Annotated in this window: 17 protein-coding genes; 8 read left to right on the forward strand and 9 right to left on the reverse strand. The window is 67.5% G+C overall.

Annotated elements, in window-relative coordinates:
* The first annotated feature begins 21 nt into the window (after positions 1-21).
* From WKC72_RS02195 to WKC72_RS02220, 6 genes are all read left to right on the forward strand, one after another.
* Positions 22-1,506: an adenylate/guanylate cyclase domain-containing protein gene (locus tag WKC72_RS02195; protein WP_012691024.1), complete on the forward strand. Its 1,485-nt coding sequence runs from the start codon at positions 22-24 to the stop codon at positions 1,504-1,506.
* Between the two features lie 101 nt (positions 1,507-1,607).
* Positions 1,608-2,777 (forward strand): LLM class flavin-dependent oxidoreductase, encoded by a 1,170-nt coding sequence (locus tag WKC72_RS02200; protein ID WP_268792030.1) that lies wholly within the window; start codon positions 1,608-1,610, stop codon positions 2,775-2,777.
* Between the two features lie 4 nt (positions 2,778-2,781).
* Positions 2,782-3,207 (forward strand): SRPBCC family protein, encoded by a 426-nt coding sequence (locus WKC72_RS02205; RefSeq protein WP_370181599.1) that lies wholly within the window; start codon positions 2,782-2,784, stop codon positions 3,205-3,207.
* A gap of 97 nt (positions 3,208-3,304) precedes the next feature.
* Positions 3,305-3,835, forward strand: a complete 531-nt coding sequence (locus WKC72_RS02210) for a flavin reductase family protein (RefSeq protein WP_370181601.1) — start codon at positions 3,305-3,307, stop codon at positions 3,833-3,835.
* On the forward strand, positions 3,832-4,473 hold the full coding sequence (locus WKC72_RS02215; protein ID WP_370181602.1) for a GTP cyclohydrolase II: 642 nt from the start codon (positions 3,832-3,834) through the stop codon (positions 4,471-4,473). Before WKC72_RS02210 ends, WKC72_RS02215 begins: the two co-directional genes overlap by 4 nt.
* Positions 4,455-4,811: a hypothetical protein gene (locus WKC72_RS02220; protein ID WP_268792034.1), complete on the forward strand. Its 357-nt coding sequence runs from the start codon at positions 4,455-4,457 to the stop codon at positions 4,809-4,811. The genes WKC72_RS02215 and WKC72_RS02220 overlap by 19 nt, the downstream gene beginning before the upstream one ends.
* On the opposite strand, the gene WKC72_RS02225 is transcribed toward WKC72_RS02220, so the two are convergent.
* The 5 genes from WKC72_RS02225 to WKC72_RS02245 all read right to left on the reverse strand — a co-directional run bounded on the left by WKC72_RS02225 (position 4,801) and on the right by WKC72_RS02245 (position 10,929).
* Positions 4,801-5,580, reverse strand: a complete 780-nt coding sequence (locus WKC72_RS02225) for a LuxR C-terminal-related transcriptional regulator (protein WP_370181603.1) — start codon at positions 5,578-5,580, stop codon at positions 4,801-4,803. The two genes, WKC72_RS02220 and WKC72_RS02225, sit on opposite strands and share 11 nt — an antisense overlap.
* Before the next feature lie 65 nt (positions 5,581-5,645).
* On the reverse strand, positions 5,646-6,998 hold the full coding sequence (locus WKC72_RS02230) for an MFS transporter (protein ID WP_370181604.1): 1,353 nt from the start codon (positions 6,996-6,998) through the stop codon (positions 5,646-5,648).
* 13 nt (positions 6,999-7,011) lie between these two features.
* On the reverse strand, positions 7,012-8,586 hold the full coding sequence (locus WKC72_RS02235) for an acyl-CoA synthetase (RefSeq protein ID WP_370181605.1): 1,575 nt from the start codon (positions 8,584-8,586) through the stop codon (positions 7,012-7,014).
* Positions 8,583-9,812 (reverse strand): acyl-CoA dehydrogenase family protein, encoded by a 1,230-nt coding sequence (locus tag WKC72_RS02240; protein WP_370181606.1) that lies wholly within the window; start codon positions 9,810-9,812, stop codon positions 8,583-8,585. The genes WKC72_RS02235 and WKC72_RS02240 overlap by 4 nt, the downstream gene beginning before the upstream one ends.
* Before the next feature lie 34 nt (positions 9,813-9,846).
* Entirely contained in the window at positions 9,847-10,929 is a 1,083-nt protein-coding gene (locus tag WKC72_RS02245) for a phosphotransferase family protein (RefSeq protein ID WP_370181607.1), read from the reverse strand.
* Between the two features lie 229 nt (positions 10,930-11,158).
* On the opposite strand from WKC72_RS02245, the gene WKC72_RS02250 reads away from it, so the two are divergent.
* Entirely contained in the window at positions 11,159-12,472 is a 1,314-nt protein-coding gene (locus WKC72_RS02250) for an MFS transporter (protein ID WP_370181608.1), read from the forward strand.
* Between the two features lie 48 nt (positions 12,473-12,520).
* Positions 12,521-14,065: an acyl-CoA synthetase gene (locus WKC72_RS02255; RefSeq protein WP_370181609.1), complete on the forward strand. Its 1,545-nt coding sequence runs from the start codon at positions 12,521-12,523 to the stop codon at positions 14,063-14,065.
* On the opposite strand, the gene WKC72_RS02260 is transcribed toward WKC72_RS02255, so the two are convergent.
* From WKC72_RS02260 to WKC72_RS02275, 4 genes are all read right to left on the reverse strand, one after another.
* A complete protein-coding gene (locus WKC72_RS02260) occupies positions 14,041-15,297 on the reverse strand; it encodes an MFS transporter (protein WP_370181610.1) in 1,257 nt (418 codons plus the stop codon). The genes WKC72_RS02255 and WKC72_RS02260 overlap by 25 nt on opposite strands.
* 222 nt (positions 15,298-15,519) lie before the next feature.
* Entirely contained in the window at positions 15,520-15,882 is a 363-nt protein-coding gene (locus WKC72_RS02265) for a PH domain-containing protein (protein WP_037228370.1), read from the reverse strand.
* Positions 15,879-16,880: a YihY/virulence factor BrkB family protein gene (locus tag WKC72_RS02270; RefSeq protein ID WP_037228373.1), complete on the reverse strand. Its 1,002-nt coding sequence runs from the start codon at positions 16,878-16,880 to the stop codon at positions 15,879-15,881. The genes WKC72_RS02265 and WKC72_RS02270 overlap by 4 nt, the downstream gene beginning before the upstream one ends.
* 61 nt (positions 16,881-16,941) lie before the next feature.
* Positions 16,942-17,547 (reverse strand): TetR/AcrR family transcriptional regulator, encoded by a 606-nt coding sequence (locus WKC72_RS02275; protein WP_011596490.1) that lies wholly within the window; start codon positions 17,545-17,547, stop codon positions 16,942-16,944.
* Positions 17,548-17,574 lie beyond the last annotated feature (27 nt).

Raw genomic sequence — 17,574 nt, forward strand, 5'->3', positions numbered from 1 at the left:
ACATGCGTTTACGCTGGGGAAATGGACCCACCTGCCGTCCGGTACGTGCAGCGGGACGGACATGCGTTGGCCTACCAGGTGGTGGGCGCGGGTGAACGCGACGTGGTGTGGCTGTTCGAGATCAACATGCACCTCGACCTCATGTGGACCGACCCCGAGATCCACTACCTGATGGAACGGGGCAGCACGTTCGCCCGCACGGCATACTTCCAGCAACGAGGGCTGGGACTGTCCGACCCGGTCGAGCACCTGCCCACACTCGAGGAGCAGGCCGACGACATCGTCGCGGTGATGGACGAGATCGGGATGCGGGAAGCGCTGCTGGTGGGTGTGGCCAGCGCGAGCGGTCCCGTCGCACTCGTCGCCGCCCGCTCGCCGGAGCGTGTCACCGGCGTCGTCCTGATCCAGCCGTTCGCCGAGCGGCTGGTCGGCGGCAACCACGATCCGGTGGGATGGAGCGCCGCCGAACGCGACAACTTCGTCGACGGGTGGCGAGCAGCCACCCGGAACTGGGGGTCGGGCAGCACGGTACCCCTGTGGGATCCTCAGGAGGACTCGGCGTTCAACCGTCGGCTGATGGCCATGCTGGAACGCAATTCCGCGACACCCGCGGTCGCACAGGCCCACCTCGAGTGGATCTTCCGGCTCGACTACTCGGACATGCTGCCGTCCATCCAGTGCCCGGCGCGCGCGCTTCTGGTCGCGGGAAGTCCGGTGCCGGTGGCCGCCTCGCAGTACGTCGCCGACCGTATCCCCCGCGGCAGCTTCCACCTGTTGCCGCAGTCGCCGCCCGGCGCGTCCCTCGGGGAGGCGTGGAAACCGATCATCGACCACGTCGAGCAGTTGGCCACCGGTGGGCACCCGGCATCCGACGCGGGCCGGTACCTGGCCTCCGTTCTGTTCACGGACGTCGTCGGATCCACCGAAGTACTCGCACGGATCGGCGACAGCGCCTACCGCGACCTGCGGGCCGCGCACGAGTGGCAGGTCCGCGACGAGATCGAGAAGGCCGGCGGCCGGCTCCTCAACGTGGCCGGCGACGGCACCTTCAGCATCTTCGACGGTCCCGCGTCCGCGGTCCGGTGCGCGCGGGCGGTCGTCGACGGCGCCGGCGAACTCGGGCTGGAGGTGCGGGCCGGCGTCCACACGGGGCAGGTGGAGCGCAACGGTCCCGACGTGAGCGGCATGACCGTCCACATCGGCGCACGCATCGCCGCGACGGCCCGCGCCCGGGAAGTGCTGGTGTCGCGGACCGTCCGGGATCTCGTGGTGGGTTCGGGACTGCGGTTCGCCGACGCCGGGGAACATGCACTCAAGGGCGTGCCCGACCGCTGGCCCCTCTACTCCCTCACCGACGCAGACCACGCGCCCCGGACCGTTCCGCGACTCGCGCCGAAGCTGAGCATGATCGACCAGGCCATCCTGCGCACCGCGAAGCGGGCACCGCAGGCACTGCGCGCGCTCGTCGGCGCCGCCAACGCGAGGCAGCGCCGACTGTCCCGCTGATCGCCCGCGCGGTGAGAAGTGTCTTCTTTTGAGGACTACACCCGCTGTGCGCACGGCCATACCGTTTCACTCACTGTTACCCCCGTCACACAGGAGTGATCATGAGCAAGTTGAAGTTCGGAACGTTTCTGGCACCGATCCACACCCCGGGACAGAATCCGACGTTGCTGCTGCAGCGCGACCTGGAGCTGGTTCAGTTGCTCGAGAGGCTGGGCTACGACGAGGCCTGGTTCGGGGAACACCATTCGGCGGGCTCCGAAATCTATGCGTCCCCCGAGATCATGATCGCCGCGGCCGGCGAACGGACCAGTCGAATCAAGCTGGGCACGGGCGTGACGTCGGTGTCGTACCACAATCCGCTGTGGGCGGCGGAGCGCATGGTGATGCTCGACCATCTGACCCACGGTCGGGCCATGTTCGGCCTCGGTCCCGGATCTCTGCCGACCGATGCGGCGATGCTCGGCCTGTCGCAGATCGACACGCGAGAACTGCTTGCGGAGAACTCCGACATCATCATGCGTCTGCTTCGAGGCGAGACGGTCAGCGCACAGACGCGGACCCATACGCTCATCGATGCTCGAATTCAAATGGCTCCGTATTCATCTCCGTTGTTCGACGTGGTAGTCGCCGCGATCGCTTCGCCGACGGGAGCGCGCCTGGCCGGCCACCACGGAATCGGTCTGCTCTCGATCGCTGCAACGCTGACTGCGGACGGATTCAGCGCTCTGCAACACCATTGGGGAATGCTCGAGGAATTCGCAACGCTGGCGGGCCGAAGCGAGGACGTCGATCGCTCGAAGTGGCGGCTGGTGGGCCCCTTCCACCTTGCCGAGACCCGGGAACAGGCCTATCGCGACGTCGAGCACGGCATCGAGCACTGGTTCAAGTACTTGCAGCACGTTGCCGCGTTCCCGCAGATGGCGGTCGAGGGCGAGAACAAGCGCGAGATGATCGACTTCATCAACAACTCCGGGATCGGCGTCATCGGCACCGCCGAAGATGCCCGCGCGCAGGTTCAGCGTCTGCTCGATCAGTCCGGCGGCTTCGGCACTCTCCTTCTGCAGGGGCATGATTGGGCCAACCCACAGGCCACGGCCCGCTCGTACGAGCTGTTCGCCCAGGACGTCATGCCGTTCTTCCAGGGCCAGGCGCAGCCGCTCCTCGACGCGGACGAGCGGGCTCGCCGCGTGCGGGAGGGACAGGCGGACGAGCATAGAAAGGCCGTCGAACACATGACGAAGAAGTACGAGGCCGAGTTGGGCCGGGTGTAGGACGATGGCTGAAATCAAGGTTCAGCAGCATTTTTCCGTCGGCGCCGAGACGGTGTGGGCGCAGGTCGGCGACCCGGGCGCCATCGCCGACTGGATTCCGTCGGTTGCGACGGCGCGGATGGAGCAGGAGATCCGCCATCTCGTCTTCGCCGACGGTCAGCCCGCCCGTGAACGGATCGCCGAGCACAGCGACCGCGACCGCCGATACACCTACGAGTACATCGACGGCCCGCTGCCGTTGAAGCAGTACCGGTCCACCATCTCTGTGCTCGACGCGACGTCCGAGGCGTGCACGGTCGACTGGACCGCGACGTTCTCCGCTGAAGCGGAGGAGGTCGAATCGGAGTTGGCGGCGACGATCGAAGAGATCTATCGCGCTGCGCTCAAAGAGTTGTCGACCATCGTCTCGAATCCCTCCGTCCGCGGATAGACCTCGTTCGGAGTCCGCTTCTGTTCGGCGGACTCCGAACGAGGAGTCCGCTTCTGTTCGGCGGACTCCGAACGAACACCACCCGAAGAAGGTACCGATGCGAACCACCACCGAACCGCACATCACCGCCAGCACCCCCGAAGAGATCGCGGACGCCTACCGCACCGTCCTCGGAAAGTTCTGCACCGGCGTCGTCGCCGTCACCGCACTCGACGACACCGGAAACCCCATCGGACTGACCGTCGGCTCCTTCAGCTCCGTCTCCCTCGACCCCGCCCTCGTCGCCTTCTTCGTCGCCCACACCTCCACCACCTTCCCCAAGGTCTCCGCCTCCGGCCGCTTCTGCGCCAACATCCTCGCCGCCGACCAACACGAACTCGGCCGCACCTTCGCCCGCAGCGGCAGCGACAAGTTCCACGGAATCGACTGGACCCCCGCCACCACCGGATCACCCCGCCTCAGCGGCGCCCACGCCTGGATCGACTGCCACATCGACCTCGTCCAACCCGTCGGCGACCACGACCTCGTCGTCGGCCGCGTCGTCGAACTCGGCGCCACCGACACCCCCGACCCGCTGCTCTTCTACACCTCCACCTTCCATCAGCTCACCCCCGCGAGCCCCGCATGAACACGGTGGAGCCGGTCCCGTCCGTCGTCCGCTGCGCCGACGCCATCATCCCCACCGACTACGGCGCCTTCACGGCCGTCGCCTACCGCTCCACCAGCGGAGTCGAGCACCTCGCCATGGTGTTCGGCGACCCGGCCGGCACCACCGCCCTCACCCGCGTCCACAGCGAATGCCTCACCGGCGACGTCCTCGGCTCACGGCGCTGCGACTGCGGCCCACAACGGTCCGCCGCACTGGAACGCATCGCCGACGCCGGCTGCGGCGTCCTGCTGTACCTTCGCGGGCACGAAGGCCGCGGCATCGGACTTGCCGCGAAAATCGCCGCCTACCAACTGCAGGACCAACTGGGTCTCGACACCGTCGACGCCAACCTGCAACTCGGGCTGCCCGTCGACGCCCGCGACTACACCGACGCCGCAGCAATCCTCTGCGACCTCCACATCGACCGCATCAACCTGCTCAGCAACAACCCTGCCAAGACCGCCGGCCTCGCTGCGGCCGGTATCACCGTCGCCCACACCACGCCTCTCGAGACCGCACCGAACGACGACAACTCCCGCTACCTTTCGACCAAGCGGGATCGGCTGGGCCACAACCTTACCCACGCACAGGAGAAGTCATGGAACGTTCCCGCCTGAGTCACGTGTTCGAGAAGATGTCCGTTATGCACTCGACCCCGCACTGGGCGGGGGCCTTCGACGACCTCGCTGAGGTTCTCGGACCCGCCGGGTTCAGCGACGGTCGCGCGTGGGCGAAGTTTCCGACCGACACGACGACTCTGTGCCTGTCCGACGAGACTGACGTGCCGTCTTGGTGTCTGCTGGGGAGGACACACGACGTCGATGCGGCCGCGGCACTCGCGCGAGAGGCGGGGTGGACTGCGGGTGAGCCGACCGTAGGCGACCACGAGTGCCGTGTGGTCCTTCGTTCGCCCCACGGACTGACCGTCATCGCATATTCGCCGCTCACGCAGTAGGACGCCGATCTCGCCGAAGCACACACGCGGTCAACGAGGCACGGTTCCGGAGACCGGTGGCCTCGAAGATTCGGCTCACGTATTTCTTGATGGTGAACTCGGACAGCGAGAGCACCTCGGCGATTTCGCTGTTGCTCAAACCGTCGCTCACCAACTCGGCCACCTGCATCTGGCGCGAAGTGAGGCTGCTCAGCGGGTCGGGGGTGTCGGAATCTCCGGCCCCCGCCAACCGTATAGACCTGCTCTGGGCGCGGAGCTGGCGGGCGAGAACCCGTACCGCCAGCGTCTCGCTCGCATCCCAGCTCCGTTCACGATCGAACATGCCCACCAACGCTTCACCGTCGGCGAGCCGGAGGTGCAGCGCCGACGCCGTTCCCATTCCGTGGGGGTGTAGGTAGTCCTCGACGTAGGAGCGCTGCGGCGCGGGCAGCGTGTGCAGGTGGTCCAGGGAAATGAACCCGGTATCGGTAAGCGAGCGGCGTGCCTCGGGGAGCGCGAAGATGTCCTTGTCCCGCCATCGGGTGTGATACTCGTTCAGCAGCGGAGAGGCGGCGCCCGTCAGCAGCGGCTGCGGGTCGGCGAAGATGTCGGCGTACGTCGGCCCGAAGAAGAACGTGACGTCGCGGACGCGGAACACCGTCGCGATGGATTCCACGACGGTCCGCTTGTAGTCGTCGGCGTCGTCGATCTCGCTGCACAATTCGAGAACCTCGAGGATCCCGTGCAGCTGCGATCGCGACAGCACGTCCTTCCAGGACTCGGTACTCATGTTCGCCCTCCGATCCCAGGTGAGTGGCAAAGCGTGCGCCAGCACACTTTGCCACTCACGTCACCTCAGGCCGCCACGGTGGACCGGCGGGCAGGTGTCTGGTGGACGTCCGGTGGCGAGTACTTCCGGACGATCGCGACGAGGCAGAGCAGACCGATCGCTCCGGCGCCGGCGAGGAAGGCGCCGACCCGCCAGGCGTTGGACGCGTCGCCGTTGATGAGGAGCACCATGACCATCGGCGAGAAGCCACCGATGATGGCGGAAATCTGGTAGCCGAGGGAGGCACCGGAGAATCGGATCTCGGGCGGGAACAGTTCGGCGAACAGCGTCCCCTGAGTTCCGGTCTGGAACGACATGACGATCACGGCGCCGAAGACGGCGAGCGCGAACGGCCACAGGGTGCCCTGGCTCGAGTGTCCGATCATGAGCCACATGGGAATTCCCCACAGCAGCATCCCGGCGGTGCCGATTCCGAAGATCAGTTTCCGGCCGTAGAGATCGGAGAGGTATCCGGCCAGCGGGACGAGCGGGATCATCAGGACGCAGGCGGCGAGGATGAAGCCGAGCACGGTGGAGCGTTCGATCCCGAGATATGTGGTGGCGAACTGCACGGACCCCGTGATCATCGTGTAGAAGAAGATGACGCCGATGGCGTTCGCACCGGCCGCGGTGAGCACGGTGCCGGGATTCTTGCGCAGCACCTGCAGGATCGGCGACTTCCTCGCCACCGGAGCCTCGGCGAGCTTCTTCGACAGTTCCTGGAACTCGGGTGTCTCCTCCAGGTAGCGGTGGATGACGAAGGCGACGGGGAGCATCACGAGGCTGATCCAGAACGGGATCCGCCACGCCCACGCGAGGAACGATTCGGAGTCGAATACCGCTGTGATGACGAGGAAGACGACGTTTCCGAGCACGACGCCGATGGGCACGCCGAGCTGCGCGAAGCTGCCGTAGAACCCGCGGCGTCCGGCGGGCGCGTTCTCGGTGGCGAGGAGGACGGCACCGCCCCACTGCGCTCCGACGGCGAGGCCCTGGCAGATCCGCAGGGTCACGAGGATCGTGGGTGCGAGCCAGACCAGCTGGGTGTTGGGCACGAGGCCGATCAGTGCGGTCGCGACTGCCATCATGACGATGGCCGCGACGAGAACCGGTTTGCGCCCCACCTTGTCGCCGAAGTGGCCGGCGAGAACGCCGCCGACGGGCCGGGCGATGAAACCGACCGCCACGGTGGCGAACGAGTTGAGGGCGGCGACGACCTGGCTGTCGGTCGCGAAGAACGTGGTGTTGAAGACGAGTGCGGCGGCGGTCGCGTAGATGAAGAAGTCGTACCACTCGAGTGAGGTCGAGATGGCAGCCGCGAACGAGGCGCGCGCGGCCCGGGGCTTGCCCGCGCGGCGTGTGTCGGAATCGGTGGGCATGGTGGTCTCCTGCTCAGGCCTGGGCAATGGAACCGAATGTTTCTCGGAGAACGCGTTTGAGGATCTTGCCGCTCGGGTTCTTCGGTAGGGAGTCGGCGACGATCACGTACTTGGGCACCTTGTAGCCGGCGAGTCGTCCGCGGCAGTGCTCCACCACGTCCTTCTCGTCGAGTTGGACGCCGGCGGAAGGAACCACCACTGCGGCAACCGCCTCGATCCACCGTGGGTGCGGCACCGCGAACACGGCGGCCTCACCGACACCGTCGAGTTCGTAGAGTGTTTCCTCGACCTCCCGGGTCGCGACGTTCTCCCCGCCGGTCTTGATCATGTCCTTCTTGCGGTCGACCACCCACAGGTACCCGTCGTCGTCGAGGTAGCCGAGGTCGCCGGAGTGGAACCATCCGCCCGCGAACGCTTCCGCGGTCTTCTCGGGTTGGCCGAGATAGCCGACGGTGGCGTGCGGGCTGCGGTGCACGATCTCGCCGACCTCGCCCGCCGGAACCGGCAGGTCCCGGTCGTCGACGATGCGTGTCTCCACGTTGAGGGCGGGTTTGCCTGCCGAACCACCGCGCGTCTCTTGGTCTTCCGGCCCGAGAGCCGTTGCGAGTGACGCCATTTCCGTCTGCCCGTAGAAGTTCCACAGCCGGATGCCGGGCAACCGGCGGTTCATTTCGCGCAGGATCTCCACCGGTAGCGGCGACGCCCCGTAGTAGCCCTTGCGCAGCGATCGTAGGTCGGCGCCCTCGAACTCCGGCGTCTGCAGCAGCGAGATCCACACCGTCGGTGGGCAGAACAGATTGGTCACCTGCTCCGCCTCGATGGTGCGGAGCAGGACCTGCGGGTCGGGTCCGTCGACGATGATGCTCGTCGCGCCGAGATAGATGTCGGTGCTGAGGAAGTTGTCGAGCTGAGCGCAGTGGTACAGCGGCAGCGCGTGCACCTCCACGTCGTCGCTGCTCATGCCGCCGGTGACGATGCAGCTGATGTACTGCCACATCAGCGACCGGCTGGTGAGCATCGCACCTTTGGGTCGTGATTCGGTGCCCGACGTGTACATGATGCGGACCACGTCGTCGTCCGCCACGAACACCTCGGGCGGCGAACCGAATTCGCCGTCCACCCAGTCCGTCACCGAATGCCAGCCGTCCGGTGTTGCCGTGTCGCCGAGCGGGATCGTCGCCCGCAACCGGACGCTTCCCTTCGATTCCGCGAGTGCTTTCTCGGCAACAGGCACCAGGGCGTCCTCGACGACGAACGCGTCGGCTGCGCAGTCGTCGAGGATGTATCCGATCTCCCCGCCGGTCAGCATGAAGTTGATCGGCACCAGGACCACTCCGAGCCGGGCGGTCGCGAAGTTCAGCACCGGGTACTGCCAGCAGTTGTGCGACAACAGTGCGAGCCGGTCGCCCCGCGTCAGCCCCTCGGCGTGGAGGGCCGCGGCGACCCTGTCGATCAGGGTGTCGAATTCGGCGAATGTGAGCCGGACGTCGCGATGCACGACGGCGAGCTTGTCCGGGAAACGCGCCGCGGACCGCCGCGGAATGTCGCCGATGCTCTGCTGCCGTGCGCGCGTCCTGTCCTCGTTCACCCGCGGACTTCTTTCAGCACCGGGGTGGCGGCGAACTCGGCTCGGGCGAGGGAGCGGCGGTGCACCTGGTCGGGGCCGTCGGCGATCTGCAGGAACCGGGCCTGCGCGTACAGCACCGGCAGGATCGTGTCCTGCGACAGGCCGGCGCCGCCGAAGATCTGCATCGCGTCGTCGACGATCTGCTTGACCGTCAGCGGGACCATCACCTTGGCGGCCGCGATGTCGTGACGGGCCGCCTTCGTGCCCTCGACGTCCATCCGCCAGGCGGCCCTCAGCACCAGCAGCCGGGCGGCGTCGAGGTGGATCCGCGCGTCCGCGACGGTCGCCTGCACGACACCCTCGTCGGCGAGGGGCCTGCCGAACGCCACACGTGTGCGAGCGCGTTCGGTCATCAGCGCAATCGCCCGCTCGGCCATGCCGATCAACCGCATGCAGTGGTGGATGCGCCCCGGTCCGAGGCGCGCCTGCGCGACCGCGAAACCCTTGCCGCGCGGTCCGAGGAGGTTCGCCTGGGGGACGCGGACCTTGCCGAAGACGATCTCGCCGTGCCCGCCCTCATGGCGGTCGGTGAAGCCGAGCACCGTCGTGGACCGGACGATGGTCAGACCGGGCGTGTCCATGGGAACGAGGACGATGCTGTGCCGGTTGCCGACCGGGGCGTCGGGGTCGGTGACACCCATGACCATCGCCACCCGGCAGTCGTCGCGCAACGCCGCGGTGGACCACCACTTGCGGCCGGTCAGCACCCAGTCGTCGCCGTCCTCGGCGATCTCGAGCCGGACGTTGTTGGCGTCCGAACTCGCGACGTCGGGTTCGGTCATCGAGAAGCACGACCGGAATTCGCCCGCGAGCAGGGGTTCGAGCCATTCCCGCTTCTGCTCGTCGGTGCCGTACAGGTGCAGCAGTTCCATGTTGCCGGTGTCCGGCGGGTTGCAGTTGAACGCCTCGGGCCCGATCAGCGGGCTCCAGCCGGTGAGCTCCGCGAGGGGCGCGTATTCGAGGTTCGTCAGGCCGGCACCTTCTCGCGCGGGCAGGAACAGATTCCAGAGGCCTTCGCGCTTCGCGGCTGCCTTCAGGTCGGCCACGATCGGCGGCGCACCCCAGTGGTCCGGTTTGGAAGCGAGTTGTTCTTCGGCGATCGTCTCGGCGGGCAGCACCCGCTCCTGCATGAACTTCGTCAGCTTCGCCTGCAGTTCCAGCACTTTCGGGCTGTAGTCGAAATCCACTTCCGTGGCTCCAATCTGTTCGGTGGTGCCGCGGTCAGCGGCGGAGTTCGGACACGGGCGACGCGGCGGCGAGGTCGAGTGCACGGTGCAACAACGGGCCGACCATGTCGCCGACGTCGTCGAAACCTCCGCCGACCGTGTCGCCCTGCGCGTGCCGGGCGTTGATGCCCTCGAGGATGACGGCGATCTTGAAGTCGGCGAACACCGTGTACCAGTCGATGTCGGGAATGTCGATGCCGCGCTGCGTGGCGTAACGGTCGAGAAGTTCGGCGCGGGTGGGGAATCCGTCGAGGCGGGCAAGGCCCTTGGTCACCGGGTTGTCGACCGCGCCGGGCTGGTCCCAGAAGCTCAGCATGATCCCGACGTCGGCTAGGGTGTCGCCGAGCGTGGCCATTTCCCAGTCCAGGACGGCGACGATCTTCCCGGCGTCGTCGCGGGACGCGAGCACGTTGTCGAGTTTGACGTCGCCGTGGACGATGCCCGGGAAGTGCGAGGTGGGCAGCGCCCGGCGCAGCTTGTCGAGCAGCACGGACACCTCCGGACGATCGGTGGTGCGCGAGGCCTCCCACTGCCGGGACCAGCGGTCGAGCTGGCGTTCGAGGTATCCGTCGGGGCGGCCGAACGAGCCGAGCCCGACCGCGTCCGGGTCGACGTCGTGCAGCGCGGCCAGGGTGTCGGCGAGATCCAGTCCGAGCCGGCGACGGTCGTCCGGGGTGAGCGCCGACGCCTGCTCGACCGTCCCGACGGGCCGTCCGTCCACCAGTTCCATGAGGTAGAACGACGCGCCGAGCACGTCCTCGTCCTCGCACAGCAGCACCGCGTCGGGCACCGGGACGGCCGTTCCCGCCAGTCCCCTGATCACGGTGAACTCGCGCCGCATGTCGTGCGCGCTGGGCAGGACGTGCCCGTAGGGGGGACGCCGCAGCACCCACGTCCGGTCGGCGTCGGCGACGCGGTAGGTGGGGTTCGATCGGCCACCGCTGATGAGCGAGACGGCGAGGTCGCCGGTCACACCGCCCTCGAGTGCGCCGTCGAGGTACTTGGCGAGGGCCGTGAGGTCGACGCCTGCCGAGTCCTCCCGGTCGTGGGTGTCCGCTTCGGCGTGGGACGTCGTCATCCGCTGCGTCCTTTCGAGTACGTCGATCTGTAGCCAAACGCTCGTTCGGCCAGTTCTCATCATCGACCGAACGCGAGCCAGAAGTCAATATCTCTATATTCAGCAGTTAGAGGCGATGAGGCGACATGAAGAGCCTGTCAATCGAACACCTTGCCAATCGATCGTTCGCTTGGCATGATCCACGAGACGTGATGCACGTCTCATCCGCCTCCGAAAGGTCAGGACACCTATGACGGACCAGTTGACCGGTTCTGCTGCCACCACCGAATGGCGGACCGAAGACCGCATCCGAGCGCGTCGCGCCGCGATCGCGGGCGGCGTGGGCACCCTGATCGAGTACTACGACTTCAGCCTGTACGGCTACCTCGCGATCGTGATGGCGCCGCTGTTCTTCCCCAGCAGCGACCCGGCCACCGCACTGCTGTCGGCACTCGCCGTGTTCGGCACCGCCTACCTCATGCGTCCGCTCGGAGGCATCGTGTTCGGGCACATCGGCGATCGGCTCGGGCGGAAGAAGGCCCTCCTCGCGACGCTCGTCTGCATGGGCCTCGGCAGCATGGCGATGGGATTCCTGCCCACCCACGCGCAAGCGGGGATCTGGGCCACCGTGCTCCTCGTCGTCGTGCGGATGGTCCAGGGATTCTCGGCCGGCGGTGAGGTCGGCGGCTCGGCCACGTTCATCTCCGAATCCGCGCCGCGGCATCTCAAGGCCACCTACGGGGCGTTCACCCCGCTCGGATCCACGATGGGATTCGCGATGGCCGCAGCGGTCGCGGGCACGGTGTCGGCGTTGACCACCGACGCGCAACTCGAAAGCTGGGGGTGGCGGGTCCCGTTCCTGCTCGCGTTGCCGCTGACGCTGCTCTGCCTGTGGGCCCGCACCCGGGTCGAGGAGACGCACGGCGAGGACGCCGATTCCGGACCGGCCCAGGCGCCCGTCGTCGCCGTCTTCCGGCGGCAGCCGCTGGCCCTCCTGCAGTCGGTCGGAATCAGTTTGGCGTGCAACGGAACCGCCTACATCGGCCTCACCTACATGAGCATCCATCTGATGAAGAGCCTCGGCTACGAACGCACCCCGGTCTACTGGATCGCGACCGCGGTCATCGGTGTCGTCGCGCTCGCGATGCCGCTCGGGGGCATGCTCGCCGACCGCATCGGACGGTTACGGTTCACCGTGATCAGCCTCGCCGGATTCGCGATCATCACCTACCCCGCCATGGCCGTCATGCACCACAGCCTGTGGATCGCCGCGATCGCCTACCTCCTGATCATGGTCAACACCGTCGGAACCCAGGTCGGGTCGTACACGCTGATGCCGCTGCTGTTCGACAAGGACGTCCGCTTCACCGGTGTCGCCATGGGCTGGAACCTCGGCGTCGTCATCGCCGGTGGCACCGCCCCCTTCGTCGCCGTCTGGCTGGTGGAGAAGACCGGAAACGTCCTCTCCCCCGCCGTTTTCGTGATCGTGGCGGCGGTCATCGGACTGATGTCGGTGGCCGGCGTGGCCCGCCGGTCCAAGGTCGCGCAGGAGCAACTCGGCTGACGGCCGAACAGATTCACCCCTCGCGTTCCACCACGAATTGGAGTAACCATGTATCCCGGCGCTCATGCTGCCACCACACCCGACAAGCCGGCCGTGATCATGGCAGGCACCGGGCAGACGGTCACCTTCGCCGAACTCGAGTCCCGCTCGATCCGGACCGCCCGCCACCTGCTCTCCCTCGGACTGCGCCGCGGAGATCACGTCGCGGTGCTGGCCACGAACACTCCCGCGATCTTCGACGTCTATTGGGCAGCGATGCGTTCCGGGCTCTACCTCACGATGGTGAACTGGCACCTCACGGCGTCCGAGATCGCCTACATCGTCGAGGATTGCGGCGCCAAGGCGTTGATCGTCGACGCCGCACTCGACGCGGTTGCGCGTGAACTCCCCACCCTCACCCCGGCCACCGAGCACCGACTCTCCTTCGGGGGAACGATTCCCGGTTACGACTCGCTCGACCAGGCCGCCGCCGCGGAGTCGGACGTCCCGCTCGCCGACCAGCCCCGCGGGGCGGACATGCTGTATTCCTCCGGCACCACCGGGCGCCCGAAAGGCATCAAACCGGAACTGCCCGCCCGGCAGATCCAGGAACCGGGCGACACCATGACCGGCATGAACGCGACGGTATGGGGAGTCACGCCGGACACCGTCTACCTGTCACCCGCCCCGCTGTATCACGCGGCACCGCTCCGCACCTGCGCATCGGTGCAGGCCCTCGGCGGCACGGTCGTCGTGATGGACCGCTTCGACGCCGAGAAGGCGCCCGCGTACATCGAGCGGTACCGGGTCACCTACAGCCAGTGGGTGCCCACGATGTTCGTCCGCATGCTGAAGTTGCCCGCCGAGACCCGGGAGAAGTACGACGTCTCCAGCCTGCGCGTCGCCGTGCACGCCGCGGCCCCGTGCCCGGTGGAGGTGAAGCGGCAGATGATCGAGTGGTGGGGTCCGATCCTGTCGGAGTACTACTCGTCCACCGAACTCAACGGCATGACCCTCGTGAATTCGGACGAATGGCTGCGCAAGCCCGGAACCGTCGGCCGCGCCGTGCTCGGCGTCGCCCACATCTGCGGCGACGACGGTGCCGACCTCGCACCGGGCGAGATCGGCACCCTCTACTTCGAGCGGGACACCCTGCCGTTCGAATATCACAACGCCCCCGCGAAGACCCGCGACGCCCAGCATCCACAGCACCCGGCGTGGACCACCACCGGCGACGTCGGCTACCTCGACGAGGACGGGTATCTGTTTCTCACCGACCGGAAGTCGTTCATGATCATCTCCGGCGGCGTCAACATCTATCCGCAGGAAATCGAGAACACCCTCACCGAACACCCCGCCGTCCTGGACGTGGCGGTGATCGGGGTCCCCGACGAGGAGATGGGTGAATCGGTGCTGGCCGTGGTCCAGACCGTTCCGGGCGTGAGCGGGGACGACGCGCTGGCCGCCGAACTCCTCGACCACGTGCGGGGCCGGCTCGCCCGGTTCAAGGTCCCGCGGAACGTCGTCTTCAGCGACGACCTGCCCCGCACCCCCACGGGGAAACTCGTCAAGGGCACCCTCCGGGACCGTTATTCCGCGGGAGTTCCCGCCTGAGCCGTCGCCCGCCGGCGGTCGAGGAGGACCGCGATCGTGAGGACGATCAGTCCGGCGACGCCGAGGAGGGCGCCGACAGCGGCCGGGGCGGTGTAGCCGTACCCGGCCGCGATGACGACGCCGCCGATCCACGCACCACCTGCGTTGGCGAGGTTGAACGCGCCGTGGATCAGCGTCGACGCGAGCGTCTTCGCGTCACCCGCCGCGTCCATCAGCCGCGCCTGGACGGACGGGAAGATCGCGGTCACGGCCATGCCGATGAAGAACAGCACGACCAGCGCCGTCACCGGGTTGTGCGCGGCGACGATGAACAGGGCGAGGACACAGATCAGGGCGATCATGCACCCGAACAGCCCGGGGACCACCGCGTTGTCGGCGATGCGGCCACCCACGACGTTGCCGAGGATCATCCCCGAACCGAACAGCATCAACGCCACCGGAACCATCGCGTGCGGCAACCCGGACACGTCGGTGAGTGTCGAGCTGATGTAGGTGTACACGGCGAACGAACCACCGAACCCGACCGTTGCGAAGATCAGCGTCATCCACACCTGCACCCGGGTCAGCGCCCCGAGTTCGGCGACCGGGTTGCTCACGTGCACCCCGGCCAGCGGCGGAACGAGGCGTGCCAACGCCACCAGCGTCACGATTCCGATGATCACCACGAGCACGAACGCGGACCGCCAGCCCAGGATCTGGCCGAAGAACGCCGTCGCAGGCACCCCGACCACATTCGCGACCGACAGGCCCATCATCACGGTCGCGACCGCCTTGGCACGCTTGCCCGGTTCCGCCAGGTGCGCGGCGACCAACGCTGCGACCCCGAAGTACGCACCGTGGGGCAGCCCGGCGAGGAACCGCGCCGCCAGCAGCGACTCGTACCCGGGGGCGAGGGCGGTCGCGAGATTGCCGACGACGAACGTGGCCATCAACGCGATGAGCAGCGTGCGCCGTTCGACGCGCGCGGCCAGCGCCGCGATCGTGGGCGCCCCGACGACGACGCCGAGCGCGTACGCGGAGACGAAGTGCCCGGCCACCGGCTCCGACACCCCGGTCCCCGCGGCCATCGCGGGCAACAGGCCCATGGACGCGAATTCCGTTGTGCCGATACCGAACCCGCCGAGGGCAAGCGCCAGCATCGCGCCCCGCCGACTCGGTGACGGAATCCGCGGACGCAGAGACGGACGAGCGGTGACCGCAGGTTCGGTGAGGTGAACTGCAGGCGGCGTCATGGCAGCAAGACTCCCGTCGGGCTGATCGTAGGATCGGCGAGCACGTCCAATGGACTCGCCTGAGGATGAACCGGGCCGAGAGAGTGGCACACCGGCTCGTACCAGTATGGGCGAGGCCGCAAGCGAATTGATAATCCGCGCGGGCGTGATTCCACTCACCGGCGCGGCGTGTGGGTGCGTCGCCGTGACCTGGGGCGACGCACCGGAGCAGAGCGACCTACGTCACGTGATGTGTTCGAGGATCACCGTGTGCACGTGGTGGGCCTTGTCCATGCCACGGAAGTCGGCCTCGTACGTGGTGTCGGCGACGTTGACGGCGATGCTGCTGGACGAGAAGAACTGGCCGGCCCACGACTTGTTGCTGAGGAACGAGACCGACCGGATGTTCTTGTACGGGACGGACGTGATCGCGGTGCGCTTGCCGACGAAGCTCTTGTCCTGGATCACGACGCGGAGGTTCGTGATCCCGAGGAAGCCGGTGCCCGCGCCGATGCAGTCGTACACGGCGATGATCGTCTCGCCGGGAAGAATGCCCTGCTGGACCTGCTTCAGTTGCTCCGACTTGTCGAAGATCGGTTCGGTCATGGCTCCTCCTTCGAGGGCGGTCCAGGCCTGTCCATCTTCGCAGAAACTTCGTCGAACGTGACGTGGATGCCCTCGTGCGGTACCGCGCGTTGCGCCTTCGCCTGGTCGGTGAACGTCCGTTTGTCGCCCTCCACGAGGTCGGCCTTGTCCGTGAACGGCCCGAGCAGCGCCCGCGGGTGCAGCCGGTCGACGCGGACGACGTTGATTTCCACACACACCACGATCGCCGCGGCGGCGAGGAAGAGGAACGCCAGCAACCCCAGCACGACGGCGAACACCCCGTTCGTCACGGACGCCGTGCTCACCACCTTGCTCACGTAATACGCACCGAACGACTGGAGCACCTGCCACAACACGGCTGCCGCGACGGCACCGGGCGCGACGTCGGCGACGGACAGCGGCCGGGCAGTGGCGAGCCGGAACGCGAGGATGAAGATCGCGGAGTTGATCGTGATCGCGGCGAGCATGAGAAGCACGCTGGACGATCCGGACAGGTGCGTCGCGGCGCCGACCGCGGCGACCGCGGCCGTGCCGAGGACGGCGAGTCCGATCGTCCCGAGCAGCAGCAGTCCCCGCAGCCGGCCGCGGATCGGATCGGGCCGCATGTTGCGGGGCACCGACCACGCCGTGTTCATCGCGTTCTGGCTGGCCAGCGCCACCCCGAGGCCGCCGTAGAGCGCACCCACGAGTCCGATCACCAGGCCCGTCACCCCGCCACCGATCCGGTGCGGGTCGGCCAGGTCGGCGCCGATGACCGGGAACTGGCTGAGCGCCGAGTCGATGATGTCCTGCTGCAGTTCGGGGTGCCCCGACAGCACGAAACCGAGCACCGTGGACAGCAGAAGCAGGAGTGGAAACAGCGAGATGAACCCGTAGTAGGCGATCAACGCCGCGAGGTACACACCCTGGTCGTCGAGAAATTTGTACGTGACGGCGATCGGGAAACCCATCGCCGGGTATCTCTGCTGGAGAGCGTCGAGCCGTCTGGCGAACTTCATCTCACGCTCCGTTTCCGCGGCGACCGCTGCCCCGATTCTGCCCGGGACGCGGCGGCGGCGATCAGACGGTCGGTTTCACCATCGCCAGGGCGAGGTCGGCGTAGCGCTCGGCGAGTTCCTCGGGCTTCAGCGGACCGTCGGCGTGCCACCACGTGCACACCGATTGACCCATGTTGATGATGCCGCGGACGGCGTCCCGCGGGAATTCGGTCGCGAAGTCACCCTCCTCGACACCCCGCTCGACGACGTCGCGGAAGAGGTGCTCCTGCTCGTCGCGGAGGGCGACGACGAGCCGGCGGCCGGCGTCGTCGAGGCTGCGTATCTCGGTGGCACCGACCATTGCGTCCAGCTGCCGGGTGGTGTGGAACATGACCCACGCCCGCATCAGCGCCTGCAGCTGGTCGGCGGGGGCGCCCCCCGAGCGGAGCAGCGCACCGCGGGTCATCGCGATGGCGTCGTGGAGTGCGCGCACCATGATGTCCTGCAGGATCTCCTGCTTCGACGCGAAGTGGTGGTAGATCGAGGCGACGGTGATGTCGGCGCCGCGGGCGATGTCGCGCATGGACGTGCCGTGATAGCCGCGTTCGTTCATGTTGGCCACCGCGGAGTCGAGGATCACCTGCCGCCCGGTACCCGTTGCCACGGCGGCCACCTTTGCAGCGCACATCCCTCGGTCTCCGTCCCCGCTCCGATC

The organism is Rhodococcus wratislaviensis, assembly GCF_041228765.1.
In the GTDB taxonomy this organism is placed as follows: domain Bacteria; phylum Actinomycetota; class Actinomycetes; order Mycobacteriales; family Mycobacteriaceae; genus Rhodococcus_F; species Rhodococcus_F wratislaviensis.

Excerpts from the sequence above, each read along its gene's own strand:
- WKC72_RS02200 (WP_268792030.1), top strand. The coding sequence starts at position 1,608 with ATGAGCAAGTTGAAGTTCGGAACGTTTCTGGCACCGATCCACACCCCG.
- WKC72_RS02265 (WP_037228370.1), bottom strand. The coding sequence starts at position 15,882 with ATGACCGAACCGATCTTCGACAAGTCGGAGCAACTGAAGCAGGTCCAG.
- WKC72_RS02270 (WP_037228373.1), bottom strand. The coding sequence starts at position 16,880 with ATGAAGTTCGCCAGACGGCTCGACGCTCTCCAGCAGAGATACCCGGCG.
- WKC72_RS02230 (WP_370181604.1), bottom strand. The coding sequence starts at position 6,998 with ATGCCCACCGATTCCGACACACGCCGCGCGGGCAAGCCCCGGGCCGCG.
- WKC72_RS02260 (WP_370181610.1), bottom strand. The coding sequence starts at position 15,297 with ATGACGCCGCCTGCAGTTCACCTCACCGAACCTGCGGTCACCGCTCGT.
- WKC72_RS02220 (WP_268792034.1), top strand. The coding sequence starts at position 4,455 with ATGGAACGTTCCCGCCTGAGTCACGTGTTCGAGAAGATGTCCGTTATG.
- WKC72_RS02205 (WP_370181599.1), top strand. The coding sequence starts at position 2,782 with ATGGCTGAAATCAAGGTTCAGCAGCATTTTTCCGTCGGCGCCGAGACG.
- WKC72_RS02210 (WP_370181601.1), top strand. The coding sequence starts at position 3,305 with ATGCGAACCACCACCGAACCGCACATCACCGCCAGCACCCCCGAAGAG.
- WKC72_RS02250 (WP_370181608.1), top strand. The coding sequence starts at position 11,159 with ATGACGGACCAGTTGACCGGTTCTGCTGCCACCACCGAATGGCGGACC.
- WKC72_RS02275 (WP_011596490.1), bottom strand. The coding sequence starts at position 17,547 with ATGTGCGCTGCAAAGGTGGCCGCCGTGGCAACGGGTACCGGGCGGCAG.
- WKC72_RS02245 (WP_370181607.1), bottom strand. The coding sequence starts at position 10,929 with ATGACGACGTCCCACGCCGAAGCGGACACCCACGACCGGGAGGACTCG.
- WKC72_RS02195 (WP_012691024.1), top strand. The coding sequence starts at position 22 with ATGGACCCACCTGCCGTCCGGTACGTGCAGCGGGACGGACATGCGTTG.
- WKC72_RS02225 (WP_370181603.1), bottom strand. The coding sequence starts at position 5,580 with ATGAGTACCGAGTCCTGGAAGGACGTGCTGTCGCGATCGCAGCTGCAC.
- WKC72_RS02215 (WP_370181602.1), top strand. The coding sequence starts at position 3,832 with ATGAACACGGTGGAGCCGGTCCCGTCCGTCGTCCGCTGCGCCGACGCC.
- WKC72_RS02255 (WP_370181609.1), top strand. The coding sequence starts at position 12,521 with ATGTATCCCGGCGCTCATGCTGCCACCACACCCGACAAGCCGGCCGTG.